This window comes from Methylotenera oryzisoli (assembly GCF_004661485.1).
Taxonomy (GTDB): domain Bacteria; phylum Pseudomonadota; class Gammaproteobacteria; order Burkholderiales; family Methylophilaceae; genus Methylotenera; species Methylotenera oryzisoli.
Window position 1 is genome coordinate 186,484 of the sequence record NZ_PQVH01000002.1, and the last position, 21,715, is coordinate 208,198.

Consider the following 21,715-nt stretch of genomic DNA (forward strand, 5'->3'; position numbering starts at 1 on the left):
TCATTAGCAATGCAATCTCCTCACTATAAAAAAATATTATTGACCGGCGTAAATGGTCAGGTTGGGCATGCATTACAGCAAGCCTTGGCTAAGCAGCCAGCCTTGTTTGGTGAGCTGGTTTGTTTGGATAGAAACAAACTGGATTTATCTAATCCGCAGGCAATTCGCGGGGCAGTACAAGCGATACAGCCCGACTTGATTATTAACCCGGCTGCTTATACTGCCGTTGATAAAGCGGAGTCAGAACCAGACTTAGCTTATGCGATTAACGCTATTGCGCCTGGTGTGCTCGCGGAAGAAGCGGCCAAGCTAGGGGCTAAGTTAATACATTTTTCTACAGATTACGTATACGCGGGTAATAAAGTGGGTGCTTATGTGGAAAATGATGCCACAGCACCGTTGAGCGTGTATGGGAAGTCTAAATTGGCCGGTGAAGAGGCGATTCGTTCGGTGGGGTTGCCATCGCTGATTTTTAGAACCTCTTGGGTATATGGGGCTTACGGCAAGAATTTTTTGCATACGATTCTGCGTTTAGCTAAAGAGCGTGAACAGTTACGCATTGTGGCTGATCAGGTCGGTGCGCCCACGAGTAGCCTTTGTATTGCACAAGCGGTGTTACAGGTGCTTGCGCGATGGGATGGCGAGCGTTCTGGCGTATATCATCTGGTGAATGCCGGGCACACGACCTGGCATGGTTTTGCAACGGCCATCGTGGATGCTTATGCACAATTGCAGTTAACACACCACTGGCAGCCTCTTAAGGCCTTAGTGGCCAATATTGAAGCGATTACAACCGCTGACTACCCAACCCCTGCTGTGCGTCCCGCTAATTCATACTTGGATTGTACAAAGTTAAGTGCAGATTTTTCAGTGCAGCTGCCAGATTGGCGTGAGGCATTAATGGCAGAGTTTCAGGCACTGCCAAATCAGTGATTAGCCTAAAGCATCTGCCCAGCTGTTAGGCGTTTCATATAAGCGTACTTTTTCTAGTTTGAGATGGTTACCGTAAGTATCTTGGTAACGCGCTTTTAGAATTCTAAAAGCCTCTGCCGCCATGTTTTCTGCCGTAGGCACCGTTGGGAATACAACGGTCTTGTGGTTAGGCAGGGTATTCAAGAAGTTTAATACGTCTGTGTCATGTTGGTACACCAAAAACGCATGATCCCACACGTTAACGACAGCGTCTTTTGCTATCGCTTTTACATCAGAAAAATCCATCACCATCCCGTTATCGGACGTATTTTCTGCAGTGATGATGTCACCAGATAGCGTGATTTCGATTGCATAGCGATGACCATGCAAGTTTTTGCATTGGCTCTTATGGTTAGGAATCCGGTGGCCTGCGTCAAATTCAAGGCGGGTAGTAATGTGCATATTGATGTCATCAAAGAGTGATTTTAGTAGCACGTTCAAACATGCTGAACGTAATAAACAATCGTCATTATACCCTCACTCCGTGGAGTTGTTGGCTGATAGATGATTGGCTTAGGGAGTTGCAGGCGATTATTTACCAGTGATTATTGACTAACAATTATTCATGTCTGCGTGTAAGTAGTGCATGTTGATTTTGAAAGTTGGAAAGCCATATATTAAAGTCGTTGAGTGACATTGATTTTGAATAGTAATAACCTTGTATCTTGTCGCATTGCATTTCCATGAGTATGTTTAGGCAACTTAATTCTTCTACGCCTTCAGCCACTACGGTTTTACCCAAGCTATGCGCCAACTGGATAATAGAGAGCACAATCTCTCTATCTTGCGGAGATTGCTCAATCTGTTTCACAAAGGACTGATCAATTTTAACCAGGCTAATCGGCATATTACGCAGCCTGGTCATAGAGGAATAACCCGTGCCAAAGTCATCCAGCGCAAATGAGCAACCCAGCTGCGAGATCCGATTGATCACAGACATCGCTTTTTTCTCATCCAATAGCAAATCACTTTCTGTGATTTCAATCACCAATGATTTAGCCGGGATATCCCACAGTGCAATGGATTGTGCAATCAACTCTGGCAAGTCTGCATCTAGCAGGTCAGGCGAGGACAGATTTACTGTCAATGCAAAGCTATTCTGGTGCGTGGCGATAATTTCGGCGATGCGTTGGCATGCAGTGTTAATGAGCCAGCGGATAAATATTTTACCAAAGCCTTTTTTGTAGATGGTGTCGATAAGGCGCATCGGCGAAATACCAACCCACTCTGCATTGTGCCAACGTAAGAGCATCTCTGCACTTACACAAGTGGCGTAGGCCGCGTCATGCTTAGGCAGGCTTACAATAGGCTGCAAATAGACTTCTAACTCATTATTCTGCAAGGCCTCAATAATCGCCTCCTCTAATGAGTGTGTGCTGGAGAATACGCTGGTAATGTGTTGATCATACATTTCAATCTGATAATGATTAATCATTGCATGGTGCAACGCCAATTTAGCGCATTCATACAGCGAGTGCACTTTAGAGGTATGTTTAAACGTGGTGACGCCACCAAAGTAAGGTTTTACAATCAGGCTGTTATTGACCAGTGGCAATGATGACTCAAAAGCGTGAATGAGCTCTGAGGCAATCAGGTTGAGCTGTGCTGGGAAGTGTAAGTCTTCAATAACAATTGCGAATTCATTGGGGCCAATATGAAACAGTCTGGTATCTTTGCTCAGGTGTTGCTGAATGAGATCAACGGCCGCAAGTTCGAGTGTGGATTGATTAGTATTTATCTTTCTTTCTTTATCTGCATTGATATTCAGGTTAAGTAAAAGCAGACCCAGATTGATATGTTCAGCCTCTGCCTTTTTAATCAGCTTAAGCATTAGCTGGTGGTTAGGTAAGCCAGTGGTTAAATCAAAGCTCTTGGAATAGTTATACCGATATTGATCAAACTCGTTAGTTGCAAGCGCTAATAAGTGTGTCAGCACCAGATGAAACTGATGGTCGTATCGAGATAGCGTTGCGTCTTCTGTGTGTAATTTTATGGATTGGCAAAGGATGAGTGCATCCCCCAACTTTGCTCCGGTTTTGTAATCCTGCAACCAATGGTGTAGTAGTTCATCGATGGCTTGATTGAGTTGAGACCAATTTAATTGCCTTGGCCATTGTTGCAATAGCTGTATGAGACCAACAGCGTTAACGTTGAAGCTAACTGCTGCTGTTGGCGAGGTGTAATGGTAAGGTCCAGCAAGGTCATTAGGGCTTAATTCATAAGCCTGCATGATGTTCAGTAAATCATTAGGGGATATATTCAGTGTGAATTCATGATCTATTGAACTGTAGATTTCTTCTTGTAATTTCTTCATTGGGCGGTGATAGGTTAGCTAAAATAATTATTGATATTGAGACCATAACTGTCAGGAGGTAGCCCCCTGACGATTTTGTATGGTTCACCGCTAGGTGTTAATGGTGCATTGATTAAATTGAGTGTGGGTGGATATTCGTTTTTTGTTTTATCTGGGTTGAGTAAAATCATCACCTTGGGCAACAGGCGGCGCACACTATTCTGTTGAATCACAACGCCCACTTCTCCTGAGTTGAGTTCAACCAAGGAGCTTACGGGATACATACCTAAGAACTGCACCAATTGATCAATTAAATGCCCGTCAAATTTGCTGTCGCGCAGTGCATGTATTTTTTCTAGTGCAGATTGATTATAAACGCCTTTGGCATAAGCCTTGTTACTAGTGAGTGCGCAATATGTGTCAACCAGCCCGGCCATTTGTCCTGGTAGACTGATTTGCTTACCTTTCAGCTGAAATGGGTATCCACTGCCGTCGATGCGTTCATGGTGCTGGGATATAGCAATCATGGTGGTGCTGGAAATACTACTAGTAACCTCCAATAATGCTAATGCGTAATCTACGTGTTTTTTAAATATTTCATATTCTTCTGCCGAGATTTTCTCTCTCTTTTGTAGCAGGTCTTTAGGAATTTTTACTTTGCCGATATCTTGTAATAGACCGGCTAAGCCTAGGTCTTTAATCTGCTTTTTGGGCAGGGCCATGAAGTTGGCGAGCGCCATCAGCATAATAGAAACATTGAGCGCATGGTTGTAAGAGTAGTCATCTGTTTGTTTTAAACGTGCCAACCACAACAGTGCATCTGAATTACGCTCAATACTATCGACCATCTCATTGAGGGTTTCATCCACTTTATTTAAATCTACCAATTGGCCCTCTGCCATTGCATTAAAGAACTCGCGCGTGACTTGCTGTGTTTTCTCATAAGTCGGGTAGATTGTGCTGATTTCTTGCTCTACCGGGTGTTTTTCTTCAAGCAGTGTATAGTGCAGGTGTGTGGCGGTGTCTAAATCGGCAAGCGTTTTATTTTGATCAGCTTGGGTAGAAAGAGAGTTCATCCTTCTTTTTAAATTTGGTCGCCAGCCTTTTAGCCCAGATACAAAGCGTGATAAATCTGCTTTAATTTGTTTGGATAAAGTCAGGTCCGTGAGGGCGCCTTCAGTATCAAGTTCGGCTTCTTGGCTTAAATAGCTCAGGTTGACGTTCGTGCTGTTGTGGCTGGCCGTTTGCGCTGCACTCTGATTGAAATCCTGTTTGAAGTCTTGAATCTCACGCATCACCTTAAAAAAGGAAAGCTGCTCTTTGCTCTGGCTAAGTTTACTGCCTTGTGGGCGAGCGCTTGCTGTGGGCAGGCTTGATACCGCTGATTGATATATGTTGCTTGAAGCATGGTGTTGCACTGCAATCGATTTCTTTTGCGGTGCCAAATAGTGCTCACCAAGAGAAACAGTACGGTCTATATAAACAAACTCACACAAAGCCGTCAGCGTAGCAATCTGCTCTGCATTTTCGATTAATAGGCCTTCTAATAAAAAAGGCGTGCCAAGCCAAGGTCGGTCAAGCTCGCACACAAACATACCAATTGCCAGTGCATGTACTGGAGTCTGTTCTTTGCGAATGTCACTCAATTGATAAGGTCCTGAAAGTTGTTTTATACATGAACTGTATGGTTTACCTTAATCTGCGTACGCATAGTTTTAACGCATTGCTGTTGGCAATACATACTCATACTCGATGCACAGTAAACATTATCGTTTCATTCCACGCATCATTCAACGTCTTATTTTATGGCTGCATCATAACACTGATGTGCGTGCTGGCGGCTTGTCCTAATGCAGGTAAATGATAGCCACCCTCTAGTAATGAAACGACTCGTCCTTGTGCATGCTGTTTAGCCACTTGTTTAATAAAAGTTGTTATCCACGCATAGTCTTGATTAATTAAATGCATGTCTGCCAGTGGATCATCGACATGTGCGTCAAACCCCGCTGAAACGTAAATGATGTCAGGCTTGAATTGGTTGAGTGCAGGTAAAAACTCGTGGTTAAACGCTTGTTGGTATTGTTTTCCATCTGCATTTGCTGCCAAAGGTATGTTAATCATGGTTGCTGTACGTGTATCAGCCCCACGGTGAGGGTAAAACGGGTGCTGGAATGTTGAGCAAAGCATAACTTGTGGATTGCTTTTGAAAATATCTTCTGTGCCATCTCCATGGTGCACATCAAAATCGATAATCGCAACACGTTGCACTTTATATAGGGCTAAGGCGTGAGCAACGCCAACTGCAATGTGGTTAAAAATACAGAATCCTGCGCTATTGGCACGACCCGCATGGTGGCCTGGCGGTCTAACACAGCAGAAAGCGTTATCTACTTTTCCTTGCATGACTAAGTCGGTTGCAAGCACTGCGGCGCCACTGGCATGCAGGGTAGCGGATAAACTCATCGGGCCCATGGCGGTATCTGCATCCAGTCGCACTAGGCCTGCCTTGGGTGACAGTGCACGAATGTGCTTAATGTAATCCGGATGGTGAACGCGTGCCAATTGCGAATCGCTTGCAGCTGGTGCTTCGTATACGGCTAAATGCTGGTAAATGCCTTGCTTAACCAGTGCATTCTTAATGGCAGTGATACGCGCCGGCGATTCTGGATGGTTGCCATCCATGATGTGCAATAAAGTGTCAGGGTGAGTAATGAAAGCGGTTGTCATACCATACCTGTGATTGATTGCTATATTTGGTGAGAAATCTCAGTACGTAACATTTTATAAATCGCTAATCTCTCTGCCGATATTTTATCTTGTTGCAGCGCTCCGGTAATCGCACAATCAGGCTCTTGCAGGTGCTTGCAGTTGTTAAACCTGCATTTTCCTAGAAATGGCCTGAATTCAATAAATGCATGTTCCAGCTCACCAGTGCTCAAATGGTGTAAGCCAAACTCTTGCAAACCTGGCGAGTCGATGAGCTGGCTGCTTGCGTCTAGGTGATATAAGTGCGCTGCCGTAGTGGTATGTTTGCCACTATCCAGCACTTGGCTGACCTCTTGCGTGCGCACGGCTTCGGATGGTAATAGTGCATTGATGATAGTGGATTTGCCCATGCCCGATTGCCCGACCAGAATACTGATTTCATCTTGCAGATATGGTCTCAGGCTAGAGATATCTTGTTTTGCTGATAACGGTAATACCTGATAGCCCAGTTTGGTATACAGCTCCAACTTGTTCAGAGCATCATGGTTATCGGTCAGGTCACACTTGTTGAGTACAATCAGTGCTTTAATGCCGGCCGCTTCTGCTGCAATCAAACAGCGGTTGAGTAGGGCTTCGTAAAAGCTAGGCTGTGTCGCTAATACGATAATAATTTGTGTGACGTTGGCAGCCAGCATTTTGCTTTTAAACGCGTTGCTACGAAACAGCAGCGTTTTGCGGGGCAAGGTAGACTCAACCACACCTTCGTGTTTATCCGTGAGTTTAACTAAAACAAAATCACCGCAAGCAAGATCGGTTTTTTTACCACGAGTAACGCAACTGATGCGCTGCTTGGTATCCGTGAGTTCTACTTGGTAGCGTTTGCCGTAAGCGGCAACCACAGTGCCTTGCAAGCCTGTTTCATCTTGCGTATTAATTGAGATACTCACGTGCCCGCTATTCTGTAAATTTATAGTATTGTTGGTTAAGGTATTTTGCAACGTTAAGCTCTTCATCTTCAAACCATTTCAGGCCTAACATGGTGTTGCAATTACGTATTTGTGCAGCTAATGCGCTCGAATTTTTTACTTTACGAAACTCACGTGTGTAAATGCCCGAGCCATCACCACCAAAGCTAGCGGCATGACAGCGGATACAATGCTGTTTAACCAGTGATTGACCTGCCGCTGCATCTGCATTTTGAAAAGGCTCGGCAAACGCACTGCAACTAATGAACAGTAACACTAAATATCGCAGTAACTTCATTTCGCTCACCTTTTTTAAGAGGATGCTAACTAGTATACGCCGCTAATTTCGAAATTCGTATACTTGCTGGTGGATGTGAGTCATAAAACGCAGAGTGTAGTGGATCCGGCGTTAAAGTAGACGCGTTGTCACGATACAATTTGACCAAAGCCTCAATCAAGTACTTAGCATTTGCATGTTGCGCAGCATAGCTGTCTGCCTCAAATTCATTTTTGCGCGAGTAGCTCGCCATGATTGGTCTTAAGATAAATAAGAACACCGGTGAAACAAGCAAAAATAGTACTAACGCCATATGGTTGCTTGCCTCGCTGACACCAAGACCCATATAGAACCAATCCTGATTCATCAGCCAGCCAAGTAACGCTAAACCGAGAAAGCTTACAAAGAACATCATGGCAATACGCTTAATCACATGGTGGTGCTTAAAGTGGCCAAGCTCATGTGCTAATACCGCTTCAATTTCATCCGCATTTAATCTGTCTAATAAAGTGTCGAAAAATACAACACGTTTTGATGCACCAAAACCGGTAAAGTAAGCATTGCCATGGCTACTGCGTGCTGAGCCATCCATCACAAAAAGGCCTTGAGACTTAAAGCCGCATTTGGTTAAGAGTGACTCGATTCTTTGTTTTAGCGCTTGGTCTTCTAGTGGTGTGAATTTATTGAAAAATGGGGCGATAAACGTTGGGTATACCGCAAGCATAATCAAATTGAAAGCACTCCAGATTATCCAAAGATAAAGCCACCAGTATTGACCAGCCCCTTGCATCAACCATAGTGCAGCAAACAGGATTGGTGCCCCTAGAATGATTCCTACAACGCTTTGTTTCACTAAGTCGCTAAAAAACATCGCTGGCGTCATTTTGTTAAAGCCGAATTTTTCATCCACGACAAATGTTTTATAGTATTCAAACGGTAAATCAATCATGCTGCTCACCAGCATTGCACTCACAATCACAAGTGCACCACGTGCAATCTCATGATCTAAAATCAGATTGCGCCATGCATCATCTATCCATTGCAAGCCTCCGCCAATAGTTAGTGCTGCCAATAAGACGGCTTGCACTGTGGCTTCCAGCAGGGCTAATTTTGTTTTGTCAGCAGAGTAGTCCGCCGCTTTTTGATGCGCTTCTAATGCTATATTTTCGCTAAAAGCTTGAGGTACTTGGTTACGATGAGATTGCACATGTGCAATATGACGTCTGCCCAGCCATATACGTACAAATGTGGTTGCAATCAGCAAGCTAATAAAAGTGATGGTGAGAGTGTGAGCCATTTTATCGTTCGTTTAAGAATTGAATTAAGTTAATATACGTATTGTGAAGCATTTTATATGTGATGGTTCACCCAGTTTACTCAATAACACTCATTTTAATGGAAATCATGATGGCAGCAGCAGACAATACGACGAATCAGAATAATTTAATTTGGCTTGATATGGAAATGAGTGGCTTACTTCCAGATTCTGACCGTATTTTGGAATTGGCAGCGGTGGTAACCGATGCAGATTTAAATGTATTGGCAGAGTCACCTGTGTTTGTTGTGCATCAAACTGATGAGGTGTTGGATGGCATGGATGCTTGGAATAAAGGTGCGCATGGCCGCTCTGGTCTGATCGACAAAGTAAAAGCATCTACATTAAGTGAAGCTGAAGCTTCAGCTCAAATGATAGAGTTCCTTAAGGCGCATGTGCCATCAGGCAAGTCACCGATGTGCGGTAACTCAATCTGTCAGGACAGACGATTCATGGCGCGATATATGCCAGAGTTAGAGAGCTTCTTCCATTATCGTAATTTAGATGTAAGTGTGTTTAAAGAGCTTGCACGCAGATGGAAACCAGAAATTTATTCAGGATTTAAAAAGGCAAGCCGTCATGAGGCATTGGCTGATATTTATGAGTCGATTGATGAGCTTAAATACTACCGCGAACACTTTATTGTGAAGTAATGTGGGTTTAAGTGGCGAATGCCTGTCAACGGATTAATGACTCAATTGATTCGTCACTGAAAACGCAGATAAAAAAAGGCGCCAACTAAAGGCGCCTGAAGGGGAGAAATCGGCTTAGGAGATATGTAAGCTTGATTTTATATAAGCATCAAGCATGCCAACTTTCACCCCTTCTTTTTTAGGTGTATTTAAATGAGGGTTTGGTATAAAGCTAAGTATTCTTGAGCGCTTTTATCCCAGCTTAAATCCTGAGACATTCCCGTTGTTTGCAGCTGTTTCCAAACTTTCGGTTCAGCTCTGAACATATCTAAAGCACGTTGGATGCTTGCGATTAAGCCATCAGCACTCGCTTCTACCATTACAAAACCATTGGCAGTTTTACTGCTTAAGTGTGTTGCATCTGCATCAATAATGGAGTCTGCAAGTCCGCCAGTGGCGTTAACGATAGGTGGTGTGCCATAGGCTAAGCCATATAACTGATTCAAGCCACAAGGCTCAAAACGTGAGGGCATCACAAACATATCGCAGCCAGCCATGATTTGGTGAGATAGTGGCTCGTTATAGCCAATCGTGACGCTGGCACGGCTAGGGTTTTGTGCTGCAATCTCTAAAAATGCTGATTCCAACGCAGTTTCACCCCCACCCAACAATGCAAACTGGCAGCCTTGATTGATTAGGCTTTGCAGATGAGGTAACAGCATATCCAAGCCTTTTTGGTGAGTGAGGCGACTTACCACGCCCAATAATGGTGCATCTGCATCGATATCGAGCCCAAGTTGTTGTTGTAATGCCTTTTTAACTTGCTTCTTGCCTGCCAGTTTGTTAGCACTGTAATGCTTGGCTAAATACTGATCAGTTGCCGGATTCCATTCATCGGTTTCAATACCATTTAATATCCCCTTAATTTCATGGCCGCGTTTGCTTAGCAGGCCTTCCAAGCCAAAGCCAAAAGCTGTTGTTTGGATTTCCTGTGCATAACGCGGGCTCACTGTTGAGATGGCATCGGCATAGAATATACCTGCTTTTAAAAATGAGAGTTGGTTGTGGTATTCAAAGCCTTCTATCGTGAAATTTGCGCTAGGTAAGCCCAAACTGGTTACCCAATGTGGCGGATAACATCCTTGAAATGCCATGTTGTGCAGGCTGATGATAGATTTAGCGCGGGCGTGTTCAGTGAGTTGCATATAGGCCGGCGTTAAGCCTGTTTGCCAGTCATTGCAATGGACAATGTTTGGATGCCAATCTTTAAGCGGTGAATGGTCGCTAGCTAATATGGCCGCAACTTTTGATAACACGCCAAAGCGAATCGGATTGTCCTGCCACTCCAATCCTTGTGGGTCTGCATACGGCCCGCCATTACGTTCATAAATACTAGGCGCTTTGATTACCAATACTTTGACTTGTGTGCTCTCTATTGTGCCAAGCTGTATCTCAGCTTGGTCAATATGTGGTAGATGGTCTACCCATGCAATGGTTTTTAGGTCTTTTAATGCTGCTAATACAGCAGGGTAGCCTGGGACCAGTATACGAATATCAACACCTAGTCCTTGTAATGCAGTGGGCAGGGAGCCGCTAACATCTGCTAATCCACCGGTCTTAATCAGTGGAAAAACTTCAGAGCTCACAAATAACACTTTCATTGCCATGATTTTCTCGCTAAAGTTCTTATGTTTATTTTAGTATTGGCTAAAACTGATAAAAAGATTTTACTATACGACGATGCTAAATCTGGGTTTAAGAATATGAATTCCACAATAAATTTTACGAACACGTTTGCTGTTGGCATAGGAGCAGCGCTGGGTGCTTGGTGCCGATGGGGCTTAGGAATTGCCTTTAACGCAATCATGCCCAGCTTGCCGCTAGGTACGCTTATTGCTAACCTGAGTGGTGGCTTGCTGATGGGAATTGCGATGGGGCTGATTGGGTTAGGTGAACTGGATAACCCAAGTGTACGTCTATTTGTGACGACTGGTTTTTTGGGCGGCTTGACTACGTTTTCTGCCTTTACCGGGGAAAGTTTATCCTTGCTGCACCGGCATGATTATTATTTAGCAGCGCTTCATGCATTTACTCATATGTTTGGCGCTCTTATAATGGCCGCATTAGGTGTTGCTGCTGTGCAGTATCTTAGGCATTAAGGATTAGTGATGGAATTTAATATAAAAAGCCCAGTCACAGTATCATCTATATTATTGATTGTTAAGTGAGTAGAAATGTACTTTTCATCTAGTGCTTTAAAAACCGGCTTATTAGCGTTACTTTCAATAGGAATGTTATCAGTGACAAATATGGCGAATGCTGCTTGTTCTGCGTTATACAACCATCAGTTCTCTACCTTGCAGGGTGGAAAAATCAACTTGTGTGATTATCAAGATAAACCCATTCTAGTGGTGAATACTGCTAGCAAGTGTGGTTTTACCCCACAGTTTGAAGCGCTTGAGGGCTTGTATAGTAAATACAAAAATCAAGGGCTGTTAGTCATAGGCTTTCCATCCAATGATTTTAAGCAGGAGTTGAGTGACGACAAGCAAATCGGTGATTTTTGTAAGTTAACTTATTCAGTTAAGTTTCCAATGATGAGTAAATCTTCAGTGAGTGGTAAAACAGCAAATCCATTTTATCAGCAGTTGATTGCAAAAACAGGGCAAGCGCCCAGTTGGAATTTCTTCAAATATGTTGTTTTGCCTGGTGGCAATGATGTTTACGCTTTTAGTAGTGACGTAAAGCCAAATGCAGCTGAGATTCTGAGTAAGATTAAACCTAGTCTAAAGTAGTCGTGTTTCTGCAATAAAAAAAGGTGCGATAAGCACCTTTTTTATTGTTGTGTTAACGTTAAACTGACTATTTGCTAATGGCGGGGTGACGCATTTTTTCTAGAATAATTGCAGAAAGCTCCTCTACTGAGCGACTTGTCGAGTCTGCCCAAGTAATGCCTGCATTGCGCATGAGCGTCTCGGCCGTTGCAATTTCCTGACGGCAATTATCCAATGAAGCATAAAAACTGCCAGCCCTGCGCTCGTTACGTACCGCGTGCAGGCGTTCAGCTTTAATGGTCAGTCCAAAAATTTTACCTATATGCTTATGAAGCACTGCTGGTAGTGTGCCACGCTCAAAGTCTTCAGGAATCAGTGGGTAGTTCGCAGCCTTCACACCAAACTGCATCGCGAGGTAAACGCTGGTTGGGGTTTTACCACAACGAGATACACCCACCAGTATCACTTCAGCTTCTTCCAGGCCGTTGTTGGTCATGCCATCGTCATGGTTTAGCGTAAAGTTAATGGCTTCCATACGCTCATTGTAGCTACTGCCCATGACGCTATGCGCAATACCTGCGCCAGTCAGGGGTTTTTGATCGAGCTCTAGGCCCAAAGGGTCAATAAACGTATTGAATAGATCAATAAAGTAGGCGTTACATTGCTTAAGCGAGTTGCGTAAAGCAATGTCACCTAAGGTCATAATCACAACTGGGCGACCGCCGTCTTCTTCTGTCGCATGGACGATGGCTTCTTGTGCTAGCTTAATCTTTTCTAGCGTGTTGGTGAACGGTAAGCGCACTTGTGTAAAGTGAGTGCTGGGGAAGTGCTCCAGCAACTTACCTAATGCGCCTGCTGTAATACCTGTGCCGTCAGAAACGAAGAATGCGGTGCGCTTGATCATGACAGTCTATCCATTATTGTTGGTTGACTACTTTGTAAGACGCTGCCAAGTTGCAACAACCGTATCAGGATTAAGTGATACAGACTGAATGCCTTCCGCTACTAACCACTCTGCAAAATCCGGATGGTCTGATGGGCCTTGACCGCAAATACCTACATATTTGCCTAAACGGTTACAGGTGCTAATTGCCATTTTGAGTAATACTTTCACCGCGTCATTACGCTCATCAAAGCCATCTGCAAGGATGCCTGAGTCACGGTCCATACCCAATGTCAGTTGGGTAAGGTCGTTTGAGCCAATTGAGAAGCCGTCAAAGTAAGCCAAGAATTGCTCCGCAAGTAATGCATTAGATGGAATCTCGCACATCATGATCAGGCGTAAGCCATTTTCACCACGTTTAAGACCATTGGCAGCCATAATCTCAGTGACCGCTTTGGCTTCAGCCAGAGTGCGAACGAAAGGAATCATCAGTTCAACGTTGGTCAAACCCATTTCGTCACGTACTTTTTTCATGGCGATACATTCCATCGCAAAACACTCTTTGAAGTCTTCTGCCATGTAACGTGCCGCACCACGGAAACCAATCATTGGGTTTTCTTCATCTGGCTCGTAGATTTCGCCGCCAACTAATTTTTTGTACTCATTTGATTTGAAATCAGAGGTACGCACAATCACTGGTTTTGGATAGAACGCTGCTGCAATGGTTGCAACGCCTTCTGCTACTTTGTCGATATAGAACTGTTTAGGTGTAGCGTAGCCACGTGAACGGTTTTTAATTGTGGTTTGAATCGCGGTTGGCATTGCATCCATATTTAAAATTGCTTTTGGATGGATGCCGACCATGTTGTTGATCACAAACTCTAAACGTGCCAAGCCTACGCCGTCATTCGGTGTTTTGGCAAAGCTGAATGCCATGTCTGGGTTGCCAACGTTCATCATGATTTTGCATGGTGCAGTCTTAAGTGCAGCAGCAGCTTGTGTGCTTACGTCATACTCGATTTCACCGTGGTAAACAAAGCCTGATTCACCTTCCGCACATGACACGGTAACGATTTCACCTTCGCGTAAGACATCGGTTGCGTTCACTGCACCAACAATCGCCGGGATGCCCAATTCACGCGCAATAATTGCTGCATGGCAGGTACGGCCACCGCGGTTGGTAACTAAAGCGCTCGCGCGTTTCATCACTGGTTCCCAGTTAGGGTCTGTCATGTCAGCCACTAATACATCACCTGGTTGCACTAGGTGCATATCTGCTGGGTCTAGCACGATACGTACTGGGCCTACACCTACTTTTTGAGTAACAGCACGGCCTACCACTAATGGTTTTTCGCTGTGTTTGTTGAGCTTAAATGTCTCTGTGACATTGTTGGCCGCTTCTTGTGACTTAACAGTTTCAGGACGAGCTTGCAGAATGTAGAGTTTGTTATCTACACCGTTTTTGCCCCACTCGATATCCATTGGACAGCCATAGTGCGCCTCAATTGTCATTGCGTAACGTGCTAGTTCTAGTACGTCTTCATTTGATAATGAGTAGCGGTCACTATCTGCTTGATCCACTTCCACAGTGTGTGTACTTTTACCTGCACGTGTTGCGTCACTGAATACCATTTTAATGAGTTTAGAACCCATAGTGCGACGTACGATAGAAGGTTTGCCCTGTGCTAGTGTTGGTTTGTGTACGTAGAACTCATCAGGGTTCACCGCACCTTGCACCACTGTCTCACCTAAGCCGTAAGATGATGTGATAAACACGACATCTTTAAAGCCAGACTCAGTATCAATTGTAAACATGACGCCTGCGCAACCAATGTCGCTACGTACCATTTGTTGTACGCCTGCTGAAAGTGCAACATCGGCGTGGACAAAGCCTTTATGCACACGGTATGAAATTGCACGGTCGTTGTATAAAGAAGCAAACACTTCTTTAATTGCGTGAAGAATGTTATCTAAACCATGGATGTTAAGGAATGACTCTTGTTGGCCAGCAAATGATGCGTCTGGCAGATCTTCTGCAGTTGCAGATGAGCGAACAGCAAATGTGGCGCCGTTGCCTGATTTAGCAATCAGGATTTCATAGTTTTCTGCAATTGCTTTTTCCAGTGCAACTGGAAATGGTGCAGCCATAATCCATTCGCGCACTTGTTTGCCACAGGCGGCGAGAGCTTGCGTGTCATCGACGTTCAGTTTATCAAGCTCAGCATTGATTTTGGCATCCAAGCCATTTTGAGCTAAAAATTCACGATAGGCATCTGCTGTAGTAGCAAAGCCAGTAGGGACCCGTACTCCTTTTGCAGACAGCTGAGAAATCATTTCGCCTAGCGATGCATTTTTACCGCCGACTGAAGGGACGTCTACGTTGCGTAAATTTTCAAATGGAATAACGTGGGCTGACATGATAGTTCCTTAGTTTCAAACAAATGATTAATTTTCTAACTATATTACTCAATACTCGCGCTTCAATTAAGGCTTGTTACCCCGTTAGGGTGATGCCTTGTAGGTAAAAGGGGAGGTGAATGCGTTAGATTATTTTAATAATCCCTCATTTTGCCTAATTATGTTGGGGTTGTCACCTGAAAAACTGCACATTGAATAAAATCTTTGCTTTTTTAAATGCGCTTTAACACTAAAATTATTGGTACATGTAATGTTATACCGTAGGAAAATTGCTTAGCCTAAGCTAAAATAAAATAAGAAACTAATTATCATTATTAATACGAACATCACTATGCAATCTTACACAGGACAAAGCGCAGTAACTAAGCGCATTCCATTAAAAATCAGTTCAGTAGGAATGATTAATGACCGCTAGTGTTGGGGTGTCAACCAGTGGTCGCTTGCACATGGGTTTTTTTGATTTGCATGGTGGGCTTGGGCGCAAATTCGGCAGTATAGGCTTGAGTCTTACGGAGCCTAACCTGATACTAAGTGCTAAGCGCTCTAAATCGTTACAGGTATCAGGGGTAAGCAATGTGCCGGAGTCTGTGATTGCGAGAATTTCTAAAGTGTCTCAGCAGATTTTGAGTGCAATGAATATTGCTGAGTCAGTTGAAGTCAATATCAGCGAGGCTGTGCCTGAACATTCAGGTTTAGGCTCTGGTACCCAAATGGCGCTGGCTACTGGCTCTGTTATTAGTCATTTGTATCAGCTTAATTTAACGAGCATGCAGATAGCCACATTAACTGGACGCGGTAGGCGTTCTGGCGTTGGTATCTCTGCATTTGATTATGGTGGTTTACTGGTGGATGGTGGGCGTGCAGTGTCTGCTTCACATTCAAGCCCGCCACCGATGTTGGCAAGGTATGATTTTCCTGAAGAGTGGGCTATATTATTAATCTTTGATGCAAGTGAGCCGGGTATTCATGGAGATCAAGAGAAAGTTGCGTTTAATGAATTGCCAACTTTCCCAGAAAGTCTGGCAGCCCATTTGTGTAGGCACGTACTAATGCAAGCCATGCCGGCACTGGTAGAGCGTGACCTAATTGCTTTTGGGCAAAGTATCCAGGTGCTTCAACAGCATGTGGGAGATTACTTTTTACCTGTACAAGGCGGCAGGTACGCAAGCCGATTGGTCAGTGCTGTACTTGAACGCCTTGAAGCCATGGGGGTTCCATGTTTTGGGCAAAGCTCATGGGGGCCGACCGGTTTTGCTATTTTTGCGAATAAAAACCAAGCAGAGCAGCATTTACAGCAATTAAAAACAACTTTCACCGATCGCGCACTTTCATGGAAAATTTGCAGTGCGTGCAATCATGGTGCAAAATTCAATAAATTCGACGTAACCGTATAAAATTGACAATGGTTAGGTTAGTGAAAATTAACACAAACAAACTAAAATTAAGGAAAGTAACAATGGAAAAAGCTAGCATTTTGCATGTATTCACGGCCGCTAAGAACGCAAGTCCGTTCGATGTCAATATGGCCTTTGACGCTGGCTTTGATAAAATTGTGCCGTATACCAATGTTGAGCTCTCTGAGGTAACTGGTTTAACGCAAGATGCAATTTTCTCACGCGGGCTCTCTGGTGTTAAACGTGAAGGTATTTTTATTGGCGGTCGCGATATTGATTTGGCAATGGATATGCTAAGCGCGGCTAAAAAAGCAATGTTCGCACCTTTTGCATGTTCAGCATTTGCTGATCCATCAGGCGCGTTTACTACTGCGGCAGCGATGATTGCAAAAGTAGAAGCACACCTCAAAGAAAACTTTGGTGAGAGCTTGACTGGCAAAACATTAAGCGTATTTGGTTCTACTGGCCCAGTTGGTAGCTGTGCATCAATTATTGCAGCACAACAAGGTGCTAATGTGCAAATGGTTGCGCATAGCTCAGTGGCTTCTGTAGAGCCTAAGGCTGCTGCATGGAATGAAAAGTATCAAGTCAGCATGAAGGTGGTTGACGGTACAACAGAAGCTAAAAAAGAAGAGATTCTTGCACAATCTGATATCGTGATTTGCTCAGCAGCTGCGGGTATTCAAGTGATTAGCAAGGCGCAGTTGGCTCTTGCTAAGAACTTAAAAGTGGTTGCAGACGTTAATGCTGTTGCACCGCTTGGCGTGGAAGGCGTGAGTGTAAGTGATGACGGCGTGAAAATTGAAGGTACTAACATCTACGGCATTGGTGCAATTGCTGTAGGTCAGTTGAAATACAACACACAACATCAACTACTTAAACAAATGCTACCAACAGACCAACCATTTGAAAAACCAAAATACTTGGAATTTTCAGCGGCATTTAAGTTGGCGCGTGAGTTATTAAAAGTTCACTCTTAATCATTGCCCTATCAGCGCGGCCTTTTGTTGAGGCCGCGGTCAATGCTGGCTATAGGGTTGTAGCGATTGATGCATTTTCCGATGCGCAAACCATTGCGTTGGCAGAGGCAGCGCTGATAGTGAAATATGATAATGGTGGGTTTGATGCAGAACACCTGTTGCAAGCGCTTCATACGTTAGAAAATGAGCGTATAAATAGCGGCGACTCGCAACTAAATCAGTTTGCAGGTTTTGTTTACGGTAGCGGTTTTGAAGCGCAACCAGATTTACTGCAACAAGTGGCAGCGTTAATTCCCGTGATTGGCAACTCCTCTGCCACTTTAGCTGCGGTCAAAGATTTAAGTGTGTTTTTTGCAGTCATGCAAAAACTGAATATCGAGCACCCTGAGACTTTTGAACAGTTACCTGTCGATGTTGATTCAAGTTTGTATCTACATAAGTTTTGTGGCGGTAGTGGTGGCGTACATATCAAGCCAGCAGTGTTGGTGCAAAATGATTGGCTAGAGCAGCATTACTTTCAACGCAAACTTGAAGGCTTACCAGTTTCGCTATTATTTTTAGCCAATGGTACAGAGATTGAGGTGGTGGGTTTTAATGAGCAGTGGGTAAATGCTAGTACTGACATGCCGTTTCGTTATGGCGGTGCGGTAAGTCATGCGGTGTTATCTGTTGCTGTACAACAGCAATTGTTGGATGCAGCTAGGCAGTTAACCACTCAATTTGACCTGCTAGGGCTAAATAGTTTAGATGCCATTGTGCGCACAACAGGCACAGGCATAGAGCAGGTGTACGTGCTGGAAATTAACCCGAGGCTAAGCGCAACGGTTGATTTGTACAATCATAGTGATGGCGTTTTGTTTGAGTGTCATATGCAAGCGTGTAGATATCGGCAATTGGCAGGTGCTAGCCAGCTTCGAGATAAGTATGAAGCGGTATCTAAAGCGCATGCTATTGTGTATACCGATATTGATGTAATGTTAAATACAGAGATGGTTTGGCCAGACTGGGTAACAGATACCCCCGTTCAGCTAAGTACCCCATTAAAGATTGTGGCTGGTGCTCCAGTTTGCAGTGTGCTTGCCTATGCAGATAATGCAGTAGCAGCAAAAAAAGTAGTGCTGGCTAGAGTGCAGCAGATTAAAAATTTATTACAATCTACTTATTAAAAAATTTGCCTCAATGGCAAATGAGTAGTGCAAAGGAAAAAAATGCAAAATACCTCTTCAACCCAAACCTTGGCGACAAATCCTAGCGTTAATCAGCTTAGTGCACCATTGGTAAAACAGCTAATAGAACAAGCGGAAACTTTGCACGTTGGTGTTTCTAAACACGCCTCTGGTTGTACTATTGTCGATGCTGGTATCCAGTTTCCAGGCTGTGCTGAAGCAGGCCGTTTAATTGCCGAAATTTGTATGGGTGGCTTAGGTGAGGTGAGTTTGCAGGCGGATGACCGTTTTGCTGATTGGCACGACGCAATTGCTGTAAGCTCAACACAACCTGTATTTGCCTGTCTAGCTAGCCAATATGCGGGTTGGGCGCTTAGTCATGAGAAGTTCTTTTCATTAGGCTCTGGTCCGGCACGAGCATTGGCACAGCGTGAAGATTTGTTTAAAGAACTGGCTTATGTTGATAGCGGCACCAGCACATGCATCGTGCTGGAAACGGATAAGGTACCACCAGTTGAAGTGATTGAAAAAATCTTGCGCGACACGAAAATGTCTGCAGAGCAATTAACGATTATTTTGACGCCAACCACCAGTGTTGCAGGTGTGGTGCAAATTGTAGGCCGTGTATTGGAAGTTGCTTTGCATAAAGCACACACATTGCATTTCCCGCTTGAAAATATCGTGAGCGGTACAGGTTTAGCAGTATTGCCACCTGTCGCGAATGACTTCATGACCGGCATGGGCCGAACCAACGATGCTATCTTGTTTGGCGGTTTTGTGAGCTTGCAGGTGAAGGGGGATGATGCTGCGGCTGCGAAGTTGGCTCAAGATTTGCCAAGTAGTGCGTCTAAAGACTATGGTAAAACCTTTGCAGAGGTATTTAAATTCTACGAGATGGATTTTTATAAAATTGACCCAATGTTGTTTAGCCCAGCTAAAGTGGCTGTTACAAACGTTGATACCGGCAATGTGTTTGAAGCTGGTCAGTTAAATGCGGATTTGATTAATATCTCGTTTCGTTAAGTGTTAGCGTGTGGATTGAACCCTGAGTCATTTTAATTATTAGTTTTACGCACACTTGAATATACCTATTTTTACCGATGATGCTGGTTGGCAGGGCAACCAGCTCAAGCTTGCCTTTGCAGAGCGTGGGATTGAAGCCAGCTTTGTGTCACTACAAGATTGCGTGATTGATCTTTCACAACCACGTTCGCAGATTCATATTCCAGGTTTTGATACCAACCCACGCGCAGCTTTCGTGCGTGGTGTGGCAGGCGGTAGCCTACAGCAGGTAATTACACGCCTAAATGTGTTGCACCTCTTAACTATGCAAGGCGTGCGCATTTACAATCAAGCGCGTGCAATTGAGCGTACTGTAGATAAAGCCATGACTAGCTTCCTGTTGCGTCAGCATCAGGTAATGACGCCGGCTACTTGGGCATGTGAGTCTAGGCAGCAGGCTGAAACCGTACGTCAGCAGGCTGCGCGGAATAATCAACAGTTAGTATTAAAGCCACTGTTCGGCTCGCAAGGGCAGGGTGTGCGTAAATTAGAGGCAGAAGAAGCTTTGCCCGTGCCGATGCAGCAATACGTGGATGGTGTCTATTACTTCCAAGAGTTCATCGAAACAGCAGATGCGCCGCACGATTACCGTGTATTTGTCGTAGCTGGTAAAGTGGTTTCTACCATGCGCAGATTGGGTAGTGGCTTTGTCAATAACGTTGCGGCCGGCGGGCGCTGTGAGGCGGTTGAGGCTGATGATGCAATGGCGGAGATTGCTTTGAAGGCCGCTAAAGCGGTTGATATAGATTATTGCGGCGTAGATGTGATTCAAGCTGCGACTGGTGAATATTATGTGTTGGAGGTCAACAGTATTCCGGCATGGCGCGGCCTGCAAAGCGTGACGAATTTTAATATTGCAGAAGTTTTGGTGGATGATTTTTTGCAAAAGTTGAGCGAGGGTGGTGAGTGATGTCTAATCAGCTGACACCTGCGCAATTAGCGCAAGCCTATAAAAACGCATGTATGGGTGAGCTGCAAGCATTAAAGCCTGGCAATGTGCATGCGTTCTCGGATGGTCATGGTATGACGATTCAGGACTTTATTCAAAGTGCTGATGTAACGGCAGAGCCTATTGCTAGGGTAGGACTTTCTGTAGGAGAGCGTGTTTTTTACTCGGTGGAAGCGACCCAAAGTGCAGTCGGACAAAATACCAATTTAGGCATGCTTTTGCTATGCGCTCCGTTGCTACATGCGGCTTCTAGTTTGCAAGCTAATCAATCGCTATGGGGGCAGTTGCACAAAACGTTAGATCAGCTGAGCGTAGATGATGCAGTTTGGGTTGCTAAGGCGATTGTGCTGGCAAACCCAGGCGGTTTGGGTGCCTCTGATCAGCATGACGTACATGAGTCCCCTCAGATTAGTCTGTTGGAGATGATGCGTTCAGCACAGGATAAGGATCGCATTTCCTGGCAGTATGCGAATTACTTTCAGGATATAGTGGACTTTGGCGTTAATTTATATGCCGATGCTTTACTAAAGTGGGAAAATGCGGCTTGGGCAACCACTGCCTTATATTTAGGTTTTTTGACCAGATATGCCGATACGCATGTGTTACGCAAGCATGGAGAGCAAATGGCTAACCTCCTGATGCAGGAGGCTAAGGAGATGGAATCTAACTATTGGGCTACGCACAATCCTAAACTGATGCAGAAGCAACTGCTTGTTTGGGATGCCTCACTTAAAGCAAGAAAAATCAACCCGGGTACGAGTGCAGACTTAACTGTGGCTACCTTGCTGGCGAGTGATTTGGCACTTGCAACATAAAAAGCACGTCATCATAATTATCTCGTTCTAGCTATTTACTGTCAGGCGTTGCTCAGATGCTACAGATAATTAAGTGTATTTACGCAGTAAACATCAACCATTCGGAATAAAAAA

The 21,715-nt window shown here is 44.4% G+C and carries 20 protein-coding genes; 10 read left to right on the forward strand and 10 right to left on the reverse strand.

Annotation, left to right across the window (positions count from 1 at the left end; translation table 11 throughout):
- Positions 1 to 9 precede the first annotated feature (9 nt).
- Positions 10 to 933: a dTDP-4-dehydrorhamnose reductase gene (rfbD, locus tag C3Y98_RS01760; RefSeq protein WP_135276420.1), complete on the forward strand. Its 924-nt coding sequence runs from the start codon at positions 10 to 12 to the stop codon at positions 931 to 933.
- Here rfbD and queD read toward each other — a convergent pair whose 3' ends face one another.
- The 7 genes from queD to C3Y98_RS01795 form a co-directional block, all read right to left on the reverse strand.
- Complete coding sequence (gene queD, locus C3Y98_RS01765; RefSeq protein WP_135276421.1) at positions 934 to 1,374, reverse strand: 6-carboxytetrahydropterin synthase QueD; 441 nt, start codon at positions 1,372 to 1,374, stop codon at positions 934 to 936.
- 157 nt (positions 1,375 to 1,531) lie between these two features.
- Entirely contained in the window at positions 1,532 to 3,286 is a 1,755-nt protein-coding gene (locus C3Y98_RS01770; RefSeq protein ID WP_135276422.1) for a GGDEF domain-containing phosphodiesterase, read from the reverse strand.
- A gap of 14 nt (positions 3,287 to 3,300) precedes the next feature.
- Positions 3,301 to 4,911: a cyclic di-GMP phosphodiesterase gene (locus tag C3Y98_RS01775; RefSeq protein WP_135276423.1), complete on the reverse strand. Its 1,611-nt coding sequence runs from the start codon at positions 4,909 to 4,911 to the stop codon at positions 3,301 to 3,303.
- Positions 4,912 to 5,068: 157 nt separating this feature from the next.
- Positions 5,069 to 5,992 carry a histone deacetylase family protein gene (locus C3Y98_RS01780; protein WP_135276424.1) on the reverse strand — a complete coding sequence of 308 codons (924 nt, stop codon included), beginning with the start codon at positions 5,990 to 5,992 and terminating at the stop codon, positions 5,069 to 5,071.
- A 20-nt stretch (positions 5,993 to 6,012) separates the two neighbouring features.
- Positions 6,013 to 6,984, reverse strand: coding sequence for a ribosome small subunit-dependent GTPase A (rsgA, locus tag C3Y98_RS01785; protein WP_245234287.1), 972 nt, complete (start codon positions 6,982 to 6,984; stop codon positions 6,013 to 6,015).
- Entirely contained in the window at positions 6,926 to 7,234 is a 309-nt protein-coding gene (locus tag C3Y98_RS01790) for a cytochrome c (RefSeq protein ID WP_135276425.1), read from the reverse strand. The genes rsgA and C3Y98_RS01790 overlap by 59 nt, the downstream gene beginning before the upstream one ends.
- Positions 7,235 to 7,259: 25 nt before the next feature.
- Positions 7,260 to 8,510, reverse strand: a complete 1,251-nt coding sequence (locus C3Y98_RS01795) for a M48 family metallopeptidase (protein WP_135276426.1) — start codon at positions 8,508 to 8,510, stop codon at positions 7,260 to 7,262.
- Positions 8,511 to 8,620: 110 nt separating this feature from the next.
- Between C3Y98_RS01795 and orn the strand changes: the two genes are divergently transcribed.
- Positions 8,621 to 9,181 (forward strand): oligoribonuclease, encoded by a 561-nt coding sequence (gene orn / locus C3Y98_RS01800; RefSeq protein ID WP_209308726.1) that lies wholly within the window; start codon positions 8,621 to 8,623, stop codon positions 9,179 to 9,181.
- A gap of 188 nt (positions 9,182 to 9,369) precedes the next feature.
- On the opposite strand, the gene glgA is transcribed toward orn, so the two are convergent.
- Positions 9,370 to 10,827, reverse strand: a complete 1,458-nt coding sequence (glgA, locus tag C3Y98_RS01805; RefSeq protein ID WP_209308723.1) for a glycogen synthase GlgA — start codon at positions 10,825 to 10,827, stop codon at positions 9,370 to 9,372.
- A 96-nt stretch (positions 10,828 to 10,923) separates the two neighbouring features.
- On the opposite strand from glgA, the gene crcB reads away from it, so the two are divergent.
- The gene (gene crcB / locus C3Y98_RS01810) at positions 10,924 to 11,319 is read left to right on the forward strand and encodes a fluoride efflux transporter CrcB (RefSeq protein WP_135276507.1); all 396 of its coding nucleotides are present in this window, start codon (positions 10,924 to 10,926) and stop codon (positions 11,317 to 11,319) included.
- A gap of 75 nt (positions 11,320 to 11,394) precedes the next feature.
- Entirely contained in the window at positions 11,395 to 11,955 is a 561-nt protein-coding gene (locus C3Y98_RS01815; protein WP_209308724.1) for a glutathione peroxidase, read from the forward strand.
- Between the two features lie 67 nt (positions 11,956 to 12,022).
- On the opposite strand, the gene C3Y98_RS01820 is transcribed toward C3Y98_RS01815, so the two are convergent.
- A complete protein-coding gene (locus C3Y98_RS01820; protein WP_135276427.1) occupies positions 12,023 to 12,838 on the reverse strand; it encodes a pyruvate, water dikinase regulatory protein in 816 nt (271 codons plus the stop codon).
- Positions 12,839 to 12,865: 27 nt separating this feature from the next.
- Entirely contained in the window at positions 12,866 to 15,235 is a 2,370-nt protein-coding gene (gene ppsA / locus C3Y98_RS01825) for a phosphoenolpyruvate synthase (RefSeq protein ID WP_135276428.1), read from the reverse strand.
- A gap of 404 nt (positions 15,236 to 15,639) precedes the next feature.
- On the opposite strand from ppsA, the gene C3Y98_RS01830 reads away from it, so the two are divergent.
- The 6 genes from C3Y98_RS01830 (at position 15,640) to C3Y98_RS01855 (ending at position 21,601) form a co-directional block, all read left to right on the forward strand.
- Positions 15,640 to 16,629: a beta-ribofuranosylaminobenzene 5'-phosphate synthase family protein gene (locus C3Y98_RS01830; RefSeq protein WP_135276429.1), complete on the forward strand. Its 990-nt coding sequence runs from the start codon at positions 15,640 to 15,642 to the stop codon at positions 16,627 to 16,629.
- 62 nt (positions 16,630 to 16,691) lie between these two features.
- Positions 16,692 to 17,609, forward strand: a complete 918-nt coding sequence (locus tag C3Y98_RS01835; RefSeq protein ID WP_135276430.1) for an NAD(P)-dependent methylenetetrahydromethanopterin dehydrogenase — start codon at positions 16,692 to 16,694, stop codon at positions 17,607 to 17,609.
- Positions 17,610 to 17,728: 119 nt separating this feature from the next.
- Entirely contained in the window at positions 17,729 to 18,775 is a 1,047-nt protein-coding gene (locus C3Y98_RS01840; RefSeq protein WP_245234288.1) for an ATP-grasp domain-containing protein, read from the forward strand.
- Positions 18,776 to 18,817: 42 nt separating this feature from the next.
- The gene (mch, locus tag C3Y98_RS01845) at positions 18,818 to 19,798 is read left to right on the forward strand and encodes a methenyltetrahydromethanopterin cyclohydrolase (protein WP_135276432.1); all 981 of its coding nucleotides are present in this window, start codon (positions 18,818 to 18,820) and stop codon (positions 19,796 to 19,798) included.
- Between the two features lie 55 nt (positions 19,799 to 19,853).
- On the forward strand, positions 19,854 to 20,747 hold the full coding sequence (locus C3Y98_RS01850) for an ATP-grasp domain-containing protein (RefSeq protein ID WP_135276433.1): 894 nt from the start codon (positions 19,854 to 19,856) through the stop codon (positions 20,745 to 20,747).
- Positions 20,747 to 21,601, forward strand: a complete 855-nt coding sequence (locus C3Y98_RS01855; protein WP_135276434.1) for a triphosphoribosyl-dephospho-CoA synthase — start codon at positions 20,747 to 20,749, stop codon at positions 21,599 to 21,601. Before C3Y98_RS01850 ends, C3Y98_RS01855 begins: the two co-directional genes overlap by 1 nt.
- The last annotated feature ends 114 nt before the right edge of the window (positions 21,602 to 21,715 follow it).